Here is a 19,983-nt window from a genome sequence, read left to right as displayed (position 1 = left end):
GGGCACCGGGGCGCCGGCGCGCACCGCCTCCCGCGCCACCGCCAGGGCGCCGCGCACCGCGGCGGCGGTCTGGGCATGGCCGAAGGCGGCCAGGGCTGTCGCCGCGGCCGGCGTCCTCAGCACCTGGTCGACCGAGGGCAGGTCGCGCAGGCGGATAGCGTCCATGTCAGTAGCCCAGCAGGAACGGGTTGAAGCCGCCGCGCTCGTACTCGCCCTGCTGCTGCATCAGCAGGTCGAGGCCGAGGCTGGCGGCGTCGTCCGCCACCGGCTCCAGGTCCGACTGCTTCACCTGGTACAGCACCTTCACATAGCGATGGCAGCTGTCGCAGGTCTCGGCCTTCACCGTGCCGCCGCCGCCCTCGACCTCCTGGTAGCCGATGCCCTTGCTGCCGCCGCACAGCACGCATCGGATCCGGACCTGGTGCCAATAAGTGCCGCACAGGCTGCAGGCGCAGAAGCGGGTGCTGGCCATGCCGCGCCAGCCGACCACCATGGTGCTGACCGGCGGCCCGCCGCAGCTGGGGCAGGCCCCTTCGCCGACCGGCCCCAGCGCCTTGGCGTCCAGCCGCGCCGCCATTCGGACGAACTGGACTTGCAGAATCGCCGCGACATAGACGTGCTCGGCCAGGGCATCGGCCGGGATGACGCCGGCCAGGACGGCCCGCACCATCGCCTCGCCCTGCGCTCGGCCAGCCGCGCGCACCCGCTGCAGCGCCTCGGTCGCCGCCGGAGGCATCGCGATTTCGGCCGCGGCGAGGGTGAAGCGGTCGAAGGTCGCCGCGAAGGCCGCATCGGGGGCGAAGCCGGCCCGGTCGAGCGGCGRCATGCCATGGCTGCAGGCGCGCGCCAGCACCGCCGCGTCCGGCATGGCCGGCTCGGGCAGGTCGTCCTGGATCCGGTATTGCAGCTCGGCCAGGTCGGACAGGAAGCGCAGATAGGGGCCGATCTCGCTGTTCGCTGCCAGGGTCCGCAGGCGCAGGGTGCGGTCGATGAAGATCTGGTGCGGGTCGGGCAGGCGGGCGAAGGGTGGCGCCGCGACCTCGCCGATCACGGTCGGGTCGGGCCGGGCCGTATCGTCACTCATTCTCTGTCCTCACGAACCCGACGGGCCACGTGACTCGTCTGTGCTGGCCTAAGGGACCGTTGTCTTGTCCGCGCCGGGCTTCCGCGCCACCAGCTCGCGCAGCCATTTGCGGTGGTGGCGCCAGGCCCAGCCGCCGGTCACCCGGCCTTTGGTCATGGCGCCGAATGTGCCACGGACCCAGATCGCCGCATAGACGTGGGTGATCCAGACGCAGATGATCGCCACCGCCGCCAGGGCATGCACCAGGATGGCGATGCGCTTCTGCTCGATCGTGGTGAACGGATAGAAATACTGGTCCCAGACCGCGAAGCCGCTGGCGATCAGCACGATGATCAGGATCGACATGCCCCAGAACACGAATTTCTGGCCGGCATTGTACTTGCCCAGCTCGGGCAGGTTCTCCTCGCGCCCGGCCAGCACGTCGCGCGCGCGGCGCAGCCAGGTGTTGTCCTCGCTCTTCCACAGATTGGCCTTCCAGAACCGGATGAACAGGCCGGCGAAGGAGAAGAACAGCACTACGCCGATCCACGGGTGCAGCGTCCGCGTCAGCTGGCCGCCGCCGAACAGCGTGCTCAGGAAGAATAGGCTGGGATGGAACATCGCCAGGCCGGACAGGGCCAGCAGGACCAGGCTGGTGGCCGTGATCCAGTGGTTGATCCGGGCGCCGGCCGTGTAGCGGTCGACCGTCACCGGCTTGCCCGGATGGACGCTGTCGCCCGGCTCGACATCGTCCGGCCGGGGATCGATGGCGGCGGTCATGTCCGGTCTCCCCCGGCCAGCTCCTCGGCGTGCTTCTCATCTTCCGGCGACACGCGATTGGCGCCTGCGAACAGGTGGTGCAGCACGCCGGCCACGGCGGCCAGGCCGATGGCGCCGAGCCCGACCACCTTGGTCACGCCCTTCCAGGCCTCGACGATCGGGCTGATACTCGGGTCCTTCGGCAAGCCGGCATAGATCTCCGGCTTGTCGGCGTGGTGCAGCACATACATCACATGGGTACCGCCGACGCCGGGCGGGTCATACAGCCCGGCATTGTCGAAGCCGCGGGACTTCAGATCCTTGATCCGGAAGTCGGCCCATTCCTTCATCTCGTCCTTGGTGCCGAACACGATGGCCTGGGTCGGGCAGGCTTTCTGGCAGGCCGGGCCCTGGCCGACCGCGACCCGGTCGGAGCACAGCGTGCACTTGTAGGCCTTGTGGTCGGTCTGCGAGACGCGCGGGATGTTGAACGGGCAGCCCTTGATGCAATAGCCGCAGCCGATGCAGTTCTCGTGTACGAAATCGACGATGCCGTTCGAATACTGCACGATCGCACCGGGCGCCGGGCAGGCCTTCAGGCAGCCCGGATCCTCGCAATGCATGCAGCCGTCCTTGCGGATCAGCCATTCGAGGTTCTGGGTCTCCGGGTTCTCCCATTCGGTGAAGCGCATCAGCGTGAACATGTCCGGCGTCAGGTCGGCCGGATTGTCGTAGACGCCGAGATTCTCGCCGATCGGCTGGGCGCGCGTGTCGTTCCACTCAATGCAGGCGGACTGGCACGCCTTGCAGCCGATGCATTTCGACACGTCGATCAGCTTCGCCACCTCGGTCTGCCGCACGGCGGCCGGGGTGATCGTCGAAGCCGAGCGCCGGATCAGGTCCTGGTCGCCGAACTTCGGGGCGCCGGGGGCGACGGTGGGATTGGGGATCGGGGGAAACATGGTTTCTTCTCCCTCACGCCACCGGCGGCCCGGACGAGGCCTCGATGTTGACGCAGAAGGCCTTGAACTCCGGCGTCTCGATGTTGGCGTCGCCGACGAACGGCGTCAGCACATTCGCCCCGAAGCCCTTCTTCGCGGCGCCGATGAAGCCCCAATGGATAGGGATGCCGACGATGTGGACGGTCTTGCCGTCACACACCAGCGGCCGGATCCGCTTGGTCACCACCGCTTTGGCGAAGACCGAGCCGCGCTTCGACCAGACGCGGACCCAGCCGCCCTTGGCGATGCCCTTCTCCTTGGCCAACTCCTCCGAGATCTCGACGAAGAATTCCGGCTGCAGGACCGCGTTCACGTGGTTGTTCTTGGTCCAGTAGTGGAAATGCTCGGTCAGCCGGTAGGAGGTCGCGGCGTAGGGGAAGTCCGGCGAGCCGATATCGGCGAACTGGGCGAAGTCGTCCGCGAACACCCGTGACGCCGGGTTGCCCCGCACCTTCGGCGCGATGACATTGGCCACCGGGCTCTCGAACGGCTCGTAGTGCACCGGGAACGGGCCCTCCCGCATCATGCCGCGGGCGAACAGGCGCGAGACGCCTTCCGCGTTCATGATGAACGGCCCGACGTCCTCCGGCTTTGCCGTCGGCGAGATGTCGGGGACGTCGTAGCCCGTCCACTTGCTTCCGTTCCATTCGATCAGCTTGCGTGACGGGTCCCAGGGCTTGCCCGAGACGTCGCAGGAGGCGCGGTTGTACAGGATCCGCCGGTTGGCCGGCCAGGCGAACGCCCAGTTCGCGAAGGTGCCGGTGTCGTCCGGGTCGGAGTTGTCGTGCCGGGCCATCATGTTGCCGGCCTCGGTGAAGCTGCCGGTATAGATCCAGCAGCCGCTGGCGGTCGACCCGTCGTCGCGCATCACCGCGAAGTTGGGCAACTGCTTGCCGGCCTCGACGATCTTCTTGGTCGGGTCGGCCGGGTCGAACAGATCCGCGAGGGCGGACCCGTTCATCTCCTTGGCCAGTTCCTCCGGCTTCGGCTCGCCCGGGTCGGCATAGGCCCAGTTCAGGTTCAGGATCGGGTCGGGGAAGGCCCCACCCTCGGTCCGATACATCTCCTTCAGCCGCAGATGGATCTGCGCCATGATCCAGGCATCGGGCTTGGCCTCGCCGGGGGGCGTGCCGCCGGGCCAGTGCCATTGCAGCCAACGCCCGGAATTGACCAGCGACCCCTCATCCTCGGCGAAGGAGGTGGTGGGCAGCTGGATCACCTCGGTCTGGATCGAGGCGGTGGCCGCATCGTTGTAGACGCCGTGGTTCTCCCAGAACCGCGCCGTCTCGGTTTCCAGCGGATCCATCACCACCAGCAGCTTCAGCTTGGCCAAGGCCTCGGCCAGCTTGGCCTTGTTCGGGAAGGCCTGGAGCGGATTGAACCCCTGGCAGAAATAGAGGTTCATCTTGCCCTGCTTCATCAGCTCGAAGGCCCGCAGGATGTCGTAGCCGGCCACGTCGAGCTTCGGCAGCCAGTCATAGGCGAAGTCGTTCTCCGGCGTCGCCGCCGCGCCGAACATCGCCTTCTGGAAGCTGACGAAGAACTTCTTGTAGTTCTGCCAGAAGCTGGTCTGGTTCGGCCGCAGCGGCTTGAAGCCGCGGGTCGACATGTAGGTGGCGAGGTCCTTCTCCGTGTCCCGCGGCAGGTTCATGTAGCCGGGCAGCGAGTTCGACAGCAGCCCGATATCGGTCAGCCCCTGGATGTTGGAATGGCCGCGCAGCGCGTTCATGCCGCCGCCGCGGATGCCGATATTGCCCAGGATCAGCTGCAGCATCGCCATGGTGCGGATGTTCTGGGCGCCCTTGGAATGCTGCGTCCAGCCCAGCGCGTACATCGAGGTCATCGCCTTGGTCGGCGACGAGGTCTCGCCGACCATCTCGGCCACCTTCAGGAACTTGTCCTTCGGCGTGCCGGTGATCCGCTCGACCATCTCCGGCGTGTACTGGGCGACGTGCTGCTTCAGCAGGTTCCAGACGCAGCGCGGATGCTGCAGCGTGTCGTCGACCACGGCAAAGCCGTCCGGGCCGATCTGGTAGTCCCAGGTCGACTTGTCATAGTCGCGCTTCTGCTCGTCATAGCCGGTGAACAGGCCGTCGTTGTAGGCGAAGCCGTCCTTCACCAGGAAGGTGGCGTTGGTGAAGGCCTTCACATACTCCCACTGCACCTTGTCGTTCTGGATGCACTGATTGATCAGGCCCAGCAGGAAGGCGATGTCGGTGCCCTGCCGGATCGGCGCATAGAAATCCGCCACCGACGCCGAGCGGGTGAAGCGCGGGTCGACGACGATCAGCTTGGCGCCGCGGTTGGCCTTGGCCTCCGTGACCCATTTGAAGCCGCAGGGATGGGCCTCGGCGGCATTGCCGCCCATGATGACGACGAGATCGGTGTTCTTGATGTCGGTCCAGGAGTTCGTCATGGCTCCACGGCCGAATGTCGGGGCGAGACTCGCCACCGTCGGGCCGTGTCAGACGCGCGCCTGGTTGTCGAACGCCAGAATACCGGTGCTGCGAACCACCTTGTAGGTGGCGTAGGCAGTTTCGTTGGTGGTGGCCGAGGCCGCGAGGAACCCCGTGGTCAGCCATCGGTTGACCGTCGTGCCGTCCTTGTTCTTGGCGATGAAGTTCGCGTCGCGGTCGTCCTTCATGGCCCGGGCGATCTTGTCCAGCGCCTCGCCCCATGAGATCCGCTCGAACTTGTCGCTGCCCGCACGCCGCAGCATCGGGGTCTGCAGCCGGGTGGCGGACTTGACCGTGTCCAGCAGCGCCGCGCCCTTGGGGCACAGCGTGCCGCGGTTGGTCGGGTGGTCGGAGTCGCCCTCGATATGGGTGATCTCGGCCCGCTCGCCCTTCCGCAGGTCGCCCTTGGAATAGAGGATGATGCCGCAGGCCACCGAGCAATAGGTGCAGGTGTTCCGGGTCTCGGTGGTGTTGGCGAGCTTGAACGGCCTGATCGCCGCGGCGTAGGCCGCCTCGATGTCGCCGAAGCCGAAGGCTCCCAGCGTCGTTCCCGCCACGCCCGCGCCGGCCCCTTTCAGGAAGCCGCGGCGCGAGAGCTTCATGTCCATCCTGGGCCTCCTGGAGGCAGTTCCGCAAAAGACGAGCCAGATCTGGCAAACGCTACGCTTGGAGGGGTTCCAAGTCAAACGAGCGCTGGCGCCCTATACCTTGGTATTGCTTCGGTATTACAATAGTTTATTGCGCTCCGCCCGCCTTCGCCGTCCAATCGCTCCGTGGCGTACTCCAGCGCTCCCGCGTTGCGGGGCTGCATCGATGCCGACAGGCCGGTCCGGCCGCCCGCAGGGCGGCGCGATGGCATTTGGCCGCTGGTGCCGCCGTCTTCCGTCATCCCCGAATTCCCGCGGCCGGCCGTGTCGGGCCGCCCGCCTGGGCGCAGATCAGGAGCGCAAACCATGAGCAGCCGTCGTGATGTTCTCCGGGCCGGCGTCGCCCTGTCCGCCGCCTTGGCAACCCCCGCCCTGGCCAGGCGCGCTGCGGCGGCCGACGCCGCGTTCGCCCCGTCGCCGGGCGATTGGCGCAGCTTCGCGCTGACCAGCCGCATCGGGTTCGACCGCGCCAAGGTCGGACCCGGCCGGGTCGAGGCCTGGGTGCCGCTGCCCGGGCTGGAGGCGGCGGGCTGGAACCGCCCCGGTGACACGCGCTGGACCACCAACGCCGCCTCCGCCGCAATCGAGCGCGACCCGGCGTCGGGCGCGGCCCTGCTGCATCTCGCCTGGGCGGCGGACGGGGCCGCGCCGAGGGTCGAGCTGACCAGCCAGGCGGCCCTGCGCGACCGCGCGGTCGATCTCGCGGTGCCCGGCGCGGCGCCGGCCCTGTCCGAGACGGATCGCCGGCGCTACCTGCAGCCCAGCACGCTGATCCCGACCGACGGCATCGTTAAGGCGACGGCCGACCGCATCACTGCCGGCGCCGGCGACGATCTCGCCAAGGCTCGTGCCCTCTACGAGTGGGTTATCGCCAACACCTACCGCGACGCCGCCGTGCGCGGCTGCGGCAACGGCGACGTCGCGACGACGCTGCAGGCCGGCGCGCCGTTCGGCGGCAAATGCGCCGACATCAATGCCCTCTACGTCGGTCTGGCGCGCGCCTCCGGCATCCCGGCGCGGGATGTCTACGGCATCCGCGTCGCGCCGTCCCGGTTCGGCTACAAGAGCCTCGGCGCCAACAGCCCGACCGTCACCAAGGCGCAGCATTGCCGGGCCGAGGTCCATCTCGCCGGCTTCGGCTGGGTCCCGGCCGACCCCGCTGATGTACGCAAGGTCGTGCTGGAGGAGCCGCCAGGCAAGCTCGCCCTCGACGATGCCAAGGTGGCAGCGGTGCATCGGACCCTGTTCGGCGCCTGGGAGGGCAACTGGATCGCCTATAACGATGCCCATGACGTGGCGCTGCCCGGCAGCGCCGGTCCCGCGGTCGGCTTCCTGATGTATCCTCAGGCCGAGGTCGCCGGCGTGCGGCTCGACTGCCTCGACGCCGACAGCTTCACCTACAGCTTGGAAGCGGCCGAAATCCCGGCCTGACCCGACGCCCGAACCGACAGAGAGCATCCCATGGTCCTGGCAACCCGCGACAGCGCCCCTGGCCCGATCCGTCTGACCAGCCTCGCACATGGCGGCGGCTGCGGCTGCAAGCTGGCGCCCGCCGTGCTGCAGGAGCTGCTGGCCGGCCAGCCGGCCGCGGCGCCGTTCCGGCAGCTGCTGGTCGGCACCGAGACCGGCGACGACGCGGCGGTCTGGCAGCTCGACGACGACCGCTGCGTCATCGCCACCACCGACTTCTTCATGCCGGTGGTCGACGACCCGCGCGATTTCGGGCGGATCGCGGCCACCAACGCCATCTCCGACGTCTACGCCATGGGCGGCCAGCCGATCTTCGCGCTGGCCATCCTCGGCATGCCGTTGGGCAAGCTGCCGGCGGAGACGGTGCGCGAGATCCTGGCCGGCGGCGCCTCGACCTGCGCCGAGGCCGGCATCCCGGTCGCCGGCGGCCATTCGATCGACGCGCCGGAGCCGATCTACGGTCTGGCCGTGATCGGCACCTGCCGGCCATCGGAGCTGCGCCGCAACTCGGGGGCGCGGCCCGGCGACGCGCTGATCCTGACCAAGGCGCTCGGCGTCGGCATCTATTCCGCCGCCTTCAAGAAGGAGGTGCTCTCCGCCGAGGGCTATGCCGAGCTGATCGCCAGCACGACGCAACTCAACCGCATCGGCGCCGAGCTGGGGCGGGAAGAAGCGGTGCACGCCGTCACCGACGTCACCGGCTTCGGCCTGCTTGGCCATGCCCTGGAGATGGCGCGCGGTGCGGGTGTGACGCTGGCGATCCGGGACGGTGCGCCGGCGCTGTTCGCCCAGGCCGGGGCGCTGGCGCAAGACGGCTTCGTCACCGGCGCCTCGCACCGCAACTGGGCCAGCTACGGGGCTGAGGTGACGCTGCCGGCTGGCCTTCCGGAATGGCGCCGCCACCTGCTGACCGACCCGCAGACCTCCGGCGGGCTGCTGATCGCCTGCGCGCCAGACCGGGCCGACGGGCTGCTGGACCGTATCACCGCTGCCGGCCACCCGGCCGCCCGCCGCATCGGCACGGTCGAGGCCGGCCTGGCCGGAGTGCGGATCGAGGCTTGAAACCTCGATCGGCGTCGCGAAACCTTATGCCGAAGCGGAATAGACCAAGGAAAATTATGAATTGGCCGGTCCCCTCTGCCGGACGACATCATGACCATAATTTGAGCGTGCCCATTTGATGGGCGCACGTCCGGCCGTGAAGGCCGGGGCTCGGGCAGGGGGCAGTCACGTGTCTGACCACGGCGCCATTCCGGCGGATCCAGTGACGATCCGCCCCTATCTCGACATCCCCGGCGCCAAGAGCCCGGCGCTGTCGCCGGATGGGGGGCTGCTGGCCTTCCTGAGCGACGAGACCGGCTTTGCCCAGATCTGGCTGCAGCCGGTCGCAGGCGGCGCCGCCTGGCGCGCGGCGGAGACGGCGGAGCCGGTCGGCGCCCTGGCCTTCAGCCCGAAGAGCCGGGATCTGGTCTTCACCATGGATTGCGGCGGCGACGAGCGGCACCAGCTGTGGCTGATTCCAGGCGCCGACGGCGCGCCGGTGGCGCTGACCGACGACCCGACCGTGGTCCATGTCTGGGGCGCCTGGTCGCCGGACGGGACGCGGATCGCCTACTCGTCGAACGCCCGCGACCGCTTCCACATGGACATCCATGTGATGGAGGTCGCGACCCGGCAGGCGCGCTGCGTCTATCAGGGCGAGCTGTTCCGCGAGGTCATGGCCTTCTTCCCGGACGGAAAGGCGCTGCTGGTGCGCGATTCCACTCGGGCGACGATGGACCAGGATCTGTTCCGCCTGGATCTCGAGACCGGCGCCTATGAGCCGTTCCTGCCGCATGACGGACGGGCGCGCTACGTCGCCGTCAAGACCCGGAAGGACGGCAGCGGCCTGTATCTGCTGACCGACCAGGGGCGGGACTTCCAGGGTATCGCCTTCCTGTCCTTCGCCGACCGCAGCCTGGAATGGGTGGTGGCGCCCGAGGAGCAGGACATCGAGGCGATGGCGCTGTCGCCCGACCAGGGCCGGCTGGCCCATGTGATCAACGAGGAGGGCTGGACCCGCCTCCTGGTCCGCGATCTCGCCAGCGGCGCGGAGACGGCGGTGGCGGGGCTGCCGCCCGGCGTGATCGGTTCCGTGTCCTGGCGTCCCGACGGCAGCGGCCTGGTCTTCCCGCTGGAAGGGGCGGCGACCCCGCCCGGCATCTGGGACTGGGACGCTGCCACGGGAATCGCGAGCCGGCTGACCGATGCCCCGACGAGCGAGCTGGTCGGCGGCTTCGTCGAGCCGGAGGTGCAGCGCATCGCCAGCTTCGACGGGCTGCAGGTGCCGTTCCTGCTGTATCGGCCGAAGGGCGAGGCGCCGGCGGGCGGCTTCCCGGCGATGATCATCGTCCATGGCGGCCCGGAGGCGCAGTGGACCCCGACCTTCCGGGCCGACATCCAGTACATGCTGGCGCAGGGCATCATGGTGGTGGCGCCGAATGTCCGCGGCAGCACCGGCTATGGCCGGCCCTACCACCAGGCCGACGATGTCGGGCTGCGCACGGACAGCGTCGCCGACTTGCGGGCCGTGCGGCTGGCGCTGGGCGCGCGGGACGACGTCGATGAGGCGCGTATCGGCGTGTTCGGCCGGTCCTATGGCGGCTTCATGGTGCTGGCGGTGCTGACCGAGTACCCGGAGCTGTGGCGCCTCGGCATCGAGTTCTACGGCATCGCCAATTTCCACACCCTGCTGCAGACCACCGGCCCCTGGCGCCGGCGGCTGCGGGCGGCGGAATATGGYGATCCGGTCGCCGACAAGGACCTGCTGGAGCGCATCTCGCCGATCCATAAGCTGGACCGCATCCGCGTGCCGCTGCTGATGGTCCAGGGGCTGGACGACCCGCGGGTGCCGCCGGGCGAGAGCGAGATGATCCATTCCGGCCTGCGCGGCCTCGGCCGCCCGGTCGACTACATCCGCGTGCCGCATGAAGGGCACGGCTTCGCGCGGCGGGAGAACCGGCACGACGTCTTCGGCGCCGTCGCCGCCTTCCTTGACCGCCATCTCTGATCGAAAGCGACAACCATGCAGAATTCCGACAAGATCTGGCAGCTGGTCGACGCCAAGCGGACGGAGTTCGTGGGGCTGAGCGACCGGATCTGGGGCATGCCCGAGATCGCCTACACCGAGTACCGGTCGGTCGCCGAGCACACGGCGATGCTGCAGGCCCAGGGCTTCCGCGTCACCGAGAACCTCGCCGGCATCCCGACCGCGGTGATGGGCGAGGCGGGCGAGGGCGGGCCGGTGATCGCCATCCTCGGCGAATACGACGCCCTGCCGGGGCTGAGCCAGGAGGCCAACATCGCCGAGCCCAGGCCGATCCCCGGCAACGGCTACGGCCATGGCTGCGGCCACAACATGCTCGGCTCCGCCGCCCTGCTCGCCGCCACCGCGGTCAAGGACTTCCTGGCCGCGACCGGCCGGCCGGGCCGGGTGCGCTACTATGGCTGCCCGGCGGAGGAGGGCGGGGCGGCCAAGGCCTTCATGGTGCGCGCCGGCGCCTTCGAGGATGTCGACATCGCCATCACCTGGCACCCGGCATCGCTGACCCGGGTCGACGAGGCGCTGTCCCTGGCCAACACCCGGATGGATTTCCACTTCACCGGCCGCGCCTCGCACGCCGCCGCGGCGCCGCATCTCGGCCGCAGCGCGCTGGACGCCGTCGAGCTGATGAATGTCGGCGTCAACTACATGCGCGAGCACATGCCGTCCGACGCGCGCATCCACTACGCCATGATCGATTCCGGCGGCATCGCGCCCAATGTCGTCCAGGCCTCGGCCAAGGTGCGCTATGCCATCCGCGCCCGCGACCTGGCCGGCATGCTGGCGCTGAACGAGCGGGTCAAGAAGATCGCCCACGGCGCCGCGATGATGACCGAGACCTCGGTCGCGATCTCGATCATGAGCGCCGTCTCCAACATGCTTGGCAACACGCCGCTGGAGGAGGCGATGCACCAGCATCTGCTGCGCCTCGGCCCGGTGCCCTTCGACGCAGCGGACCGCGACTACGCCGCCCAGATCCAGGCGACGCTGAGCGAGGAGGACATCCTCACCGACTATCGCCGCGTCGGCGTGCCGCCGCGCAAGGACCTGCCGCTGTGCGACTTCATCGTGCCGAAGGACTCCAGGGGCGAGCCGATGATCGGGTCGACCGATGTCGCCGATGTCAGCTGGGTGGTGCCGACGGTGCAGGCGCGGGTCGCCACCCACGCCATCGGCACGCCGGGCCATTCCTGGCAGATCACCGCCCAGGGCATGGCGCCGGCCGCACACAAGGGCATGGTCCATGCCGCCAAGGTCATGGCCGGCACGGCGCTCGACGTGATGAATGACGAGCTGCTGATGAAGCGGGCCAAGCAGGACCACCAGGAGCGGGTTGCGGCGACGCCCTATGTCTGCCCGATCCCGGCGGAGGTCCAGCCGCCGCTGCAGCCGCGGCCGAAGGCGGCCTGACCCTGCGGGACGAAGCCGGCCCGACGAACGAGGCCGGCATCCCGAGACAAGGTCGCGGAGGGCGCCGAACGGACACCGACAGAACAAGCACGGAGGCTCGATCCATGTTCGCCCGTCCGATCCCGGCGCCGCCCGGATCCCTTCCGCTCCGCCATCTCCTCGGCGCGGCCTGCGGCGCCGCCATCCTCGCGGCGCCCGTCGCCGCCGGGGCCGCCACGCCGGCGAATGCGCTGGTGATGGCCTGGAACATCGACGCGATCAGCACCTTCGACCCGGCCCAGATCGGCGAGGTGGTGACCGACGAGATCGTCAAGAACACCTGCGACACGCTGGTCGATTTCGACCCGGCGGACGAGGCCAAGGTGGTCCCGCTCTTCGCCGAACGCTGGGACGTCTCCGACGACCGGCTGCAGATCACCTTCCATCTGCGCAAGGGCGCCACCTTCCCCTCCGGCAACCCGGTCACCGCGGCCGACACCGCCTGGTCGATGCAGCGCGTGGTCAAGCTCGGCCTCGGCAACGCGGCGACGCTGACCGAATACGGCTTCACCAAGGACAAGGTCGAGAGCCAGATCGCAGCGCCCGACGACGCGACCCTCGTGGTCAAGCTCGACAAGCCCTATCCGACCAACCTGATCCTGCAGTCGATCGCCGCGAACCGCGTCGCCGCCACGATGGACATGAAGACGATCATGGCCAACGAGGTGAATGGCGACCTCGGCAACAAGTACCTCGCCACCCACACAGAATGCGTCGGCCCGTACAAGCTGGCCCAGTGGAACGCCGGCGAGGCCGTGGTGCTGCAGGCGAACGACAAATATTGGGGCGAGGCGCCGAAGCTGAAGCGCGTGCTGATCCGTCATGTGGCGGAGGCGGGGACCCAGCGCCTGCTGCTGACCCAGGGCGATGTCGATGTGGCGCGCGACCTGACGCCGGAGGATCTGAAGGATCTGGAGGCTTCGGCCGACGTGGCGGTCGACCGGGTGCTGAAGCCGCAGCTGTTCTTCTGGACCTTCAACAACGCCGACCCGATCTTCTCGAATGAGAAGGTCCGCCTGGCGATGCGCTATCTGATCGACTATGACGGCCTGGCCAAGACGGTGATGGCCTATACCGGCGTGCCGCGGGCCAGCTTCGCCCAGATCGGCGCTGTCGGCGCGCTGGATGAGAAGGAGGGGCAGCCCTTCTCGCTCGACCTCGACAAGGCCAAGGCGCTGCTGGCCGAGGCCGGCTATCCGAACGGCTTCAAGGCCACCGTCTTCATCGGCACCCTGCCGCATTCCGGCCCGATCGCGCAGAGCGTGCAGCAGAATGCCGCCAAGGTCGGCGTCGAGCTGACGCTGGAGCGGATGGCCAACGCCCAGCTGTTCAGCAAGGTCCGCGGCCGCGAGTTCCAGACCGCGATGCAGGCCTGGCAGACCGGCGTGCCCGACGCCCATGGCAACGCCTCGCGGCTGGTCTACAACCCGGACAACCGGGCCGAGGCCAAGCTGACCCAGTATCCGGCCTGGCGCGCCGCCTTCTATTCCGAGGACGCGAACAAGAAGGTCGACGCGGCGTTGCTGGAGAGCGATCCGGAGAAGCGGACCGCGATCTATCACGACCTGCAGAAGCAGATCCTGCTGCAGGGGCCGATGGCGATCATGTTCCAGATGTACAACGTCGCCGGCGTCCGCAAGTCGCTGAAGGATTGGAGCTGGAACGGCTTCCGCACCTATTACGAGCTGGCCGGCAAGTAGCGGCGCCGGACACCGATTTCCGAACAGCACGGAGGCTCCACGATGCCCGCTGCTTCGAGTCCGGCGCCGCCCGGATCCCATCCGCTTCGTCTCATCCTCGGCGCGGTCTGCGGCGCCGTCCTCGGTGCGGCGCCGTTCGCCGCCGGGGCGGCCACGCCGTCGAACGCGCTGGTCATGGCCTGGAATATCGACGCAATCAGCACCTTCGACCCGGCCCAGATCGGCGAGGTGGTGACCAACGAGATCGTGCAGACCACCTGCGATCCGCTGGTCGATGTCGATCCGGCGGACGAGACCAAGGCGGTGCCGCTCTTCGCCGAGCGCTGGGATGTGTCCGACGACCGCCAGCAGATCGTCTTCCATCTGCGCAAGGGGGCGACCTTCCCCTCCGGCAACCCGGTGACGGCGGCCGACACGGCCTGGTCGATGCAGCGTGTGGTCAAGCTCGGCTTCGGCAACGCGGCGACGCTGAACGAGTACGGCTTTACCAAGGACAAGGTCGACGCCCAGATCACCGCGCCGGACGACGCCACCCTCGTCCTCAAGCTCGACAAGCCCTACCCGACCAACCTGGTGCTGCAGGGGATCGCCGCGAACCGCGTCTCCTTCACCCATGACCGCAAGACCATCCTGGCCAATGAGGCGAATCGCGATCTCGGCAACAAGTATCTGACGACCCGCACCGAATGCGTCGGCCCCTACCGGTTGGCGCAGTGGAACGCCGGCGAGGCCGTGGTGCTGCAGGCGAACGACACCTACTGGGGCCAGGCGCCGGCCCTGAAGCGCATCCTGATCCGCCATGTGGCGGAGGCGGGGACCCAGCGCCTGCTGCTGACCCAGGGCGATGTCGACGTGGCGCGCGACCTGACGCCGGAAGACCTGAAGGACCTGGAGTCATCGCCGGACGTGTCGATCGTCCGGGTCCTCCGGCCGCAACTCTTCTACTGGTCGTTCAACAACGCCAACCCGATCTTCGCGAACCCGAAGGTCCGCCTGGCGATGCGGTACCTGATCGACTATGACGGCCTGGCCAAGACGGTGATGTCGAATATCGGCGTGCCGCGGGCCAGCTTCGCCCAGATCGGCGCGGTCGGCGCGCTGGATGAGACCGAAGGGCAACCCTTCTCGCTCGACCTCGACAAGGCCAAGGCGCTGCTGGCCGAGGCCGGCTATCCGAACGGCTTCAAGGCCAGCGTCTTCATCGGCACCCTGCCGCATGCCGCGCCGGTCGCGCAGAGCGTGCAGCAGAACGCCGCCCGGATCGGCGTCGAGCTGACGGTGGAGCGGATGGCCAATGCCCAGCTGTTCAGCCGGGTGCGCGGCCGGGATTTCGAGACCTCGATGTCGTCGTGGCAGACCAGCGTTCCCGATGCGCATGGCAACGCCTCGCGGCTGGTCTACAACCCGGACAACCGGGCCGAGGCGAAGCTGACCCAGAATCCGAGCTGGAACGCCTCCTTTGCCTCCGAGGACGCGAACCGGACGGTCGAGGCGGCGCTGCTGGAGCCGGATCCGGAGAAGCGGAACGCGCTCTATCGCGACCTGCAGCTGCAGATGATGCAGGAGGGGCCCTTCGCCATCATGTTCCAGACCTACAATGTCGCCGGCATCCGCAAGACGCTGAAGAACTGGCGCTGGAACGGCTTCCGGACCTATTACGAAACCGTCGCCAAGTAGCGCCATGGTCGACGCACCCATTGCCACCACCCCCCGCCGGCTTGCGGCCCCAGGACGGAACCCGCTCTCGTCCTGGGCGCTGGCGGCCGGGCGGACCGTCCTGTCCGTCGCCGTCACCCTGTTCGGGCTGGCCGCCTTGACCTTCTTCATCGGGCGGATGCTGCCGCTCGACCCGGTCGCCGCCATCCTCGGCGACAACGCCACCCAGGCCGCCTATGACGCGGTGTACCGGCAACTCGGGCTGGACCAGCCGATCTGGATCCAGTTCCTGCGCTACCTGCGCGACATCGTCAGCCTCGACCTCGGCACCGCCTTGACCACCGGCAAGCCGGTGGTCGAGGACATCGCCCGGGTGTTCCCGGCGACGCTGGAGCTGGCGACGGTCGCCATCATCATCGGCACCGGCCTCGGCATCCCCTTCGGCGTGCTGGCGGCGATGTACCGCGACAGCGCGGTCGACCACATCGTCCGTGTGGTCGGCCTCCTGGGCTATTCGGCGCCGACCTTCTGGCTCGGGCTGATGGGGCTGGTGCTGTTCTACGCCACGCTCGGCTGGGTCGGCGGGCCCGGGCGCATCGACTTCACATACGAGTTCGACATCGAGCCGATGACCGGCTTCCTGCTGCTCGACACCGCGCTGCGGGGGCAGTGGGAGGTGTTTGGCAACGTCTTCAGCCACGTCATCCTGCCGGCCTCGATCCTCGGCTTCAGCGCGCTGGCCTATATCAGCCGGATGACCCGCAGCTTCATGATCGAGCAGCTGGGCCAGGAATATGTGGTGGCGGCGCGGGTCAAGGGCCTGTCCTGGGCCCGCACCGTGTGGATCCACGCCTTCCGCAACATCGCGGTGCAGGTGGTGACGGTGGTGGCCCTGTCCTACGCCTTCCTGCTGGAAGGGGCGGTGCTGACCGAGACGGTCTTCGCCTGGCCCGGCTTCGGCCGCTACCTGACCAACACGCTGCTGGCCGGCGACATGAACGCGGTGGTCGGATGCACGCTCCTGATCGGCATGATCTTCGTGACGCTGAACCTGGTGTGCGACCTGCTGTACCGCATCTTCGACCCTCGCACCCGATGAGCGCGGACATGCCTAGCAACACCGCCCTTCGCTCCGGCTCGATCAGGGCCTGGCTGCACGCCCCGGTCCCGGCCTCGCCGATGCAGGCCCGCGCCCAGCAGCTCTGGCTCAAGCTGCTGCGGCTGGTGGGCAACCCCCCGGCACTGCTGGGGCTGGTCATCCTGCTGGTCATCGCGGTCATGGCGGTGTTCGCGCCGCTGATCGCGACCCACGACATCTACGCCCAGGACCTCACCACCCGGCTGCAGCCGCCCTCGGCCGCGCATTTCCTCGGCACCGACGAGCTCGGCCGCGACGTGTTCAGCCGCATCGTCTTCGGCGCCCGGATCACGCTCTACATCGCCGTGCTGACGGCGCTGATCGTGGCGCCGATCGGCCTGCTGATCGGCACCACCTCGGGCTATCTTGGCGGCTGGGTCGACATCGTGCTGATGCGCGTCGTCGACATCTTCCTGGCCTTCCCCAGCCTGATCCTGGCGCTGGCCTTCGTCGCCGCGCTCGGGCCCGGCATCCAGAACGCGATCATCGCCATCTCGCTCGCCGCCTGGCCACCGATCGCGCGGCTGGCGCGGGCCGAGACGCTGTCGATCCGGTCCTCCGACTACATCGCCGCGGTCCGGCTGCAGGGGGCGTCGTCGCTGCGGATCATCCTGTCCCATGTGGTGCCGATGTGCCTGCCCTCGGTGGTGGTGCGGATCACGCTCAACATGGCGGCGATCATCCTGACCGCCGCCGGCCTCGGCTTTCTCGGTCTCGGGGCGCAGCCGCCCAGCCCCGAATGGGGGGCGATGCTGTCCAGCGGCCGCGAATTCGTGCTGACCAGCTGGTGGATCGCGGCGATCCCCGGCTGCGCCATCCTGCTCACCAGCCTGGCCTTCAACCTGTTCGGCGACGGGCTGCGCGACATCCTGGATCCCCGCCATGGCTGAGCCGCTCCTGCAGGTCGAGGATCTGCGCATCGACTTCCCCGGCGGCCGCGGCACCATCCAGGCGGTGCGCGGCATCTCCTTTGCTGTCGGGCGCGAGAAGGTCGGGATCGTCGGCGAATCCGGCTCTGGCAAATCGCTGACCGGCCGTTCGGTCATGAAATTGACACCCAAGGCGGCGCGGGTGACGGCAAGGCGGCTCGATTTCGATGGCATCGATCTGCTCGCCGCCTCGGAGCGCCGGATGCGGGCGATCCGCGGCAACCGCATCTCGATGATCCTGCAGGATCCGAAATTCTCGCTGAACCCGCTGATGCGGGTCGGAAAGCAGATCACCGAGGCCTACCGGCTGCACCACCGGGTCGGCGCGCGCGTGGCGCAGGCAAGGGCGTTGGAGATGCTGGACGCCGTCCATATCCGCGACCCCGAGCGCGTGTTCCGCCTGTTCCCGCACGAGGTCTCGGGCGGCATGGGGCAGCGCATCATGATCGCTATGATGCTGATCCCCGAGCCTGATCTGATCATTGCCGACGAGCCGACCTCGGCGCTCGACGTCACGGTGCGGCGGCAGGTGCTGACCATCCTCGACGAGCTGGTGACCCGGCGCGGCACCGGGCTGATGTTCATCAGCCACGACCTCAACCTGGTGGCCGATTTCTGCGACCGGGTGCTGGTGATGTATGCCGGCCGGATCATGGAGGATTTGCCGGCGAAGGAGCTGCGTCGGGCGCAGCATCCCTACACCCGGGCCCTGCTGGACAGCCTGCCGCAGCTCGACCGGCCGGTCGACACGCTGCGGGTGCCCAGCCGCGACCCGGCCTGGCTCGACGGGCCGACCTTCCAGGCGGGAGCCGCGGCATGACCGATACGATCCTGGAGGCGATCGGCCTGCGCGTCACCTTCGGCTCCGGCGCCGCGGCGATGACCGCGGTCGACGACGTCTCCTTCGTCCTGCGCCAGGGCGAATCCTTCGGCCTGATCGGCGAATCCGGCTGCGGCAAGTCCACCGTCCTGCGCGCCTTGGCGGGGCTCAACACCGGCTATCAGGGGTCGATCCTGTTCCGCGGCCGCGAGGTGCCGCGCAAGCGCGACAAGGCGTTCTTCCGCCGGGTCCAGATGGTGTTCCAGGACCCCTATGCCTCGCTGCATCCGCGCAAGATGGTGCGGGCGGTGCTGTCCGAGCCGCTCAGGATCCACGGCTTCGACCGGCAGGAGCAGCGGATCGACGCGGCGCTGGATGCGGTCGGCCTCGGCCGCGGCTTCCGCTACCGCTATCCGCACGAGCTGTCGGGCGGGCAGCGCCAGCGCGTCGCCATCGCCCGCAGCCTGATCATCGAGCCGGAGATCCTGTTGCTGGACGAGCCGACCTCGGCGCTCGACGTCTCGGTCCAGGCCGAGATCCTGAACCTGCTCAAGGCGCTGCGGCGCGACCGCGGCCTGACCTATCTGATGGTGACCCACGACCTCCCGGTCATCGCCCATCTCTGCGACCGCATCGCGATGATGAACGGGGGGTGGATCGTCGAGGAGATGACGGCGCAGGGCGTCCGTGCCCGCCAGGCGCAGGACGACTACACGCGCCGCTTCCTGGAAGCGAGCACCGGCTACCGGCCGGCGCCGGTGGTGGGGGAGTCGGTGGCACCGTGAGACTGTTGATCTCAGCCGAACTGGCCGACCACTGGCCCGGCGCGATCTGGGAGATGGTCGAGGACATCCGGTCGGCCGGCTGGTCGCTGGAGCATCTGGACCGGGTCTGGTCCCATGCCGACCGGATCGGCACCGCCGCCCTGATGATCGTGCAGGGCGGCCGGGTGATCGCCAGCCGCGGCGACGTCACCCGGCGCTACCTGTGCCATTCGATCCGCAAGAGCTTCCTCAGCGCCCTGATCGGCACGCATCGCGGCGACGACGCCATCGACCTGTCGCTGACCCTGGACAAGCTCGGCATCGACGACCGCGAGGGGCTGAGCGAGCGCGAGAAGCAGGCGACGGTCTACGACCTGCTGACCGCCCGGTCCGGTATCTTCCATCCGGCGGGCTACGAGACGCCCTGGATGAAGTCGCTGAAGCCGCCGCGCCATGCCCACGCGCCGGGCACGGTGTGGTGCTACAGCAACTGGGACTTCAACGCGCTCGGCACGGTCTACACGCAGCTGACCGGCCTCGGCATCCACGCCGCCTTCCGCGACCGGATCGCGGGGCCGCTGGGCCTGCAGGATTTCCGCTTCGATACGGAGCGGGCGGATGGCTGGCTGCAGCCCGACCCGTGCTCGGTCCATCCGGCCTATCCGTTCCGGATGTCGACCCGGGATCTCGCCCGCTTCGGACTGCTGTTCCTGCGCGACGGCCGCTGGGCCGACCGCGAGGTGGTGCCGCAGGGCTGGGTGGCGGCCAGCGTGCTGCCCTATTCCGATGCCGGAACCCACGGCGCCTATGGCTACATGTGGTGGGTGGCGCGGCAGGGCATCGCCTTCCCGGGCGTGATCGTGCCCGAAGGGACCTACAGCGCCTGGGGTTCCGGCGGCCACTACTGCGTCGTCATCCCGCCGCTCGACCTCGTCATCGTCCACCGCGCCGACACCGCCGCGAAGGGACAGGAGATCGACCGGTTCCAATTCGGCCGGCTGCTCGCCCTCATCCTCGACGCCCGCAGGGCCGGCATGGCCGCCTGAGCC

Annotated in this window: 16 protein-coding genes; 11 read left to right on the top strand and 5 right to left on the bottom strand. The window is 68.8% G+C overall.

The window, feature by feature from the left end; genetic code table 11:
* The 5 genes from AB4Z01_RS16540 to fdnG all read right to left on the bottom strand — a co-directional run.
* Positions 1–165 (bottom strand): hypothetical protein (locus AB4Z01_RS16540; protein ID WP_441695518.1); only part of this gene is annotated, 165 nt, incomplete at its 3' end.
* Between the two features lies 1 nt (position 166).
* Positions 167–1,084, bottom strand: coding sequence for a formate dehydrogenase accessory protein FdhE (fdhE, locus tag AB4Z01_RS16535; RefSeq protein WP_441695516.1), 918 nt, complete (start codon positions 1,082–1,084; stop codon positions 167–169).
* Between the two features lie 48 nt (positions 1,085–1,132).
* A complete protein-coding gene (locus AB4Z01_RS16530) occupies positions 1,133–1,843 on the bottom strand; it encodes a formate dehydrogenase subunit gamma (protein WP_441695514.1) in 711 nt (236 codons plus the stop codon).
* Positions 1,840–2,784: a formate dehydrogenase subunit beta gene (gene fdxH, locus AB4Z01_RS16525; protein WP_441695512.1), complete on the bottom strand. Its 945-nt coding sequence runs from the start codon at positions 2,782–2,784 to the stop codon at positions 1,840–1,842. Before fdxH ends, AB4Z01_RS16530 begins: the two co-directional genes overlap by 4 nt.
* Positions 2,785–2,797: 13 nt before the next feature.
* The gene (fdnG, locus tag AB4Z01_RS16520; RefSeq protein ID WP_441695510.1) at positions 2,798–5,887 is read right to left on the bottom strand and encodes a formate dehydrogenase-N subunit alpha; all 3,090 of its coding nucleotides are present in this window, start codon (positions 5,885–5,887) and stop codon (positions 2,798–2,800) included.
* 345 nt (positions 5,888–6,232) lie between these two features.
* Between fdnG and AB4Z01_RS16515 the strand changes: the two genes are divergently transcribed.
* The 11 genes from AB4Z01_RS16515 (at position 6,233) to AB4Z01_RS16465 (ending at position 19,980) form a co-directional block, all read left to right on the top strand.
* Positions 6,233–7,357 carry a transglutaminase-like domain-containing protein gene (locus AB4Z01_RS16515; RefSeq protein ID WP_441695509.1) on the top strand — a complete coding sequence of 375 codons (1,125 nt, stop codon included), beginning with the start codon at positions 6,233–6,235 and terminating at the stop codon, positions 7,355–7,357.
* A gap of 30 nt (positions 7,358–7,387) precedes the next feature.
* Positions 7,388–8,458, top strand: a complete 1,071-nt coding sequence (gene selD / locus AB4Z01_RS16510; protein ID WP_441695507.1) for a selenide, water dikinase SelD — start codon at positions 7,388–7,390, stop codon at positions 8,456–8,458.
* A gap of 169 nt (positions 8,459–8,627) precedes the next feature.
* Positions 8,628–10,445 carry a S9 family peptidase gene (locus AB4Z01_RS16505; RefSeq protein ID WP_441695505.1) on the top strand — a complete coding sequence of 606 codons (1,818 nt, stop codon included), beginning with the start codon at positions 8,628–8,630 and terminating at the stop codon, positions 10,443–10,445.
* Positions 10,446–10,460: 15 nt separating this feature from the next.
* The gene (locus AB4Z01_RS16500) at positions 10,461–11,888 is read left to right on the top strand and encodes a M20 family metallopeptidase (RefSeq protein WP_441695503.1); all 1,428 of its coding nucleotides are present in this window, start codon (positions 10,461–10,463) and stop codon (positions 11,886–11,888) included.
* Between the two features lie 104 nt (positions 11,889–11,992).
* Positions 11,993–13,627: an ABC transporter substrate-binding protein gene (locus AB4Z01_RS16495; protein WP_441695501.1), complete on the top strand. Its 1,635-nt coding sequence runs from the start codon at positions 11,993–11,995 to the stop codon at positions 13,625–13,627.
* Between the two features lie 42 nt (positions 13,628–13,669).
* Positions 13,670–15,304: an ABC transporter substrate-binding protein gene (locus AB4Z01_RS16490; RefSeq protein ID WP_441695499.1), complete on the top strand. Its 1,635-nt coding sequence runs from the start codon at positions 13,670–13,672 to the stop codon at positions 15,302–15,304.
* A 4-nt stretch (positions 15,305–15,308) separates the two neighbouring features.
* Positions 15,309–16,382, top strand: coding sequence for an ABC transporter permease (locus tag AB4Z01_RS16485; RefSeq protein ID WP_441695498.1), 1,074 nt, complete (start codon positions 15,309–15,311; stop codon positions 16,380–16,382).
* Positions 16,383–16,390: 8 nt separating this feature from the next.
* Positions 16,391–17,311, top strand: a complete 921-nt coding sequence (gene nikC, locus AB4Z01_RS16480) for a nickel transporter permease (protein WP_441695497.1) — start codon at positions 16,391–16,393, stop codon at positions 17,309–17,311.
* Entirely contained in the window at positions 17,304–18,170 is an 867-nt protein-coding gene (locus AB4Z01_RS16475; protein ID WP_441695495.1) for an ABC transporter ATP-binding protein, read from the top strand. The genes nikC and AB4Z01_RS16475 overlap by 8 nt, the downstream gene beginning before the upstream one ends.
* Positions 18,167–18,955 (top strand): ABC transporter ATP-binding protein, encoded by a 789-nt coding sequence (locus AB4Z01_RS16470; protein ID WP_441695493.1) that lies wholly within the window; start codon positions 18,167–18,169, stop codon positions 18,953–18,955. Before AB4Z01_RS16475 ends, AB4Z01_RS16470 begins: the two co-directional genes overlap by 4 nt.
* Positions 18,952–19,980 (top strand): serine hydrolase domain-containing protein, encoded by a 1,029-nt coding sequence (locus AB4Z01_RS16465; protein ID WP_441695491.1) that lies wholly within the window; start codon positions 18,952–18,954, stop codon positions 19,978–19,980. The genes AB4Z01_RS16470 and AB4Z01_RS16465 overlap by 4 nt, the downstream gene beginning before the upstream one ends.
* Positions 19,981–19,983 lie beyond the last annotated feature (3 nt).

Source organism: Inquilinus sp. YAF38 (genome assembly GCF_052113205.1).
Taxonomy (GTDB): Bacteria; Pseudomonadota; Alphaproteobacteria; order DSM-16000; family Inquilinaceae; genus Inquilinus.
This window is presented reverse-complemented; position numbering and strand designations above follow the sequence as displayed.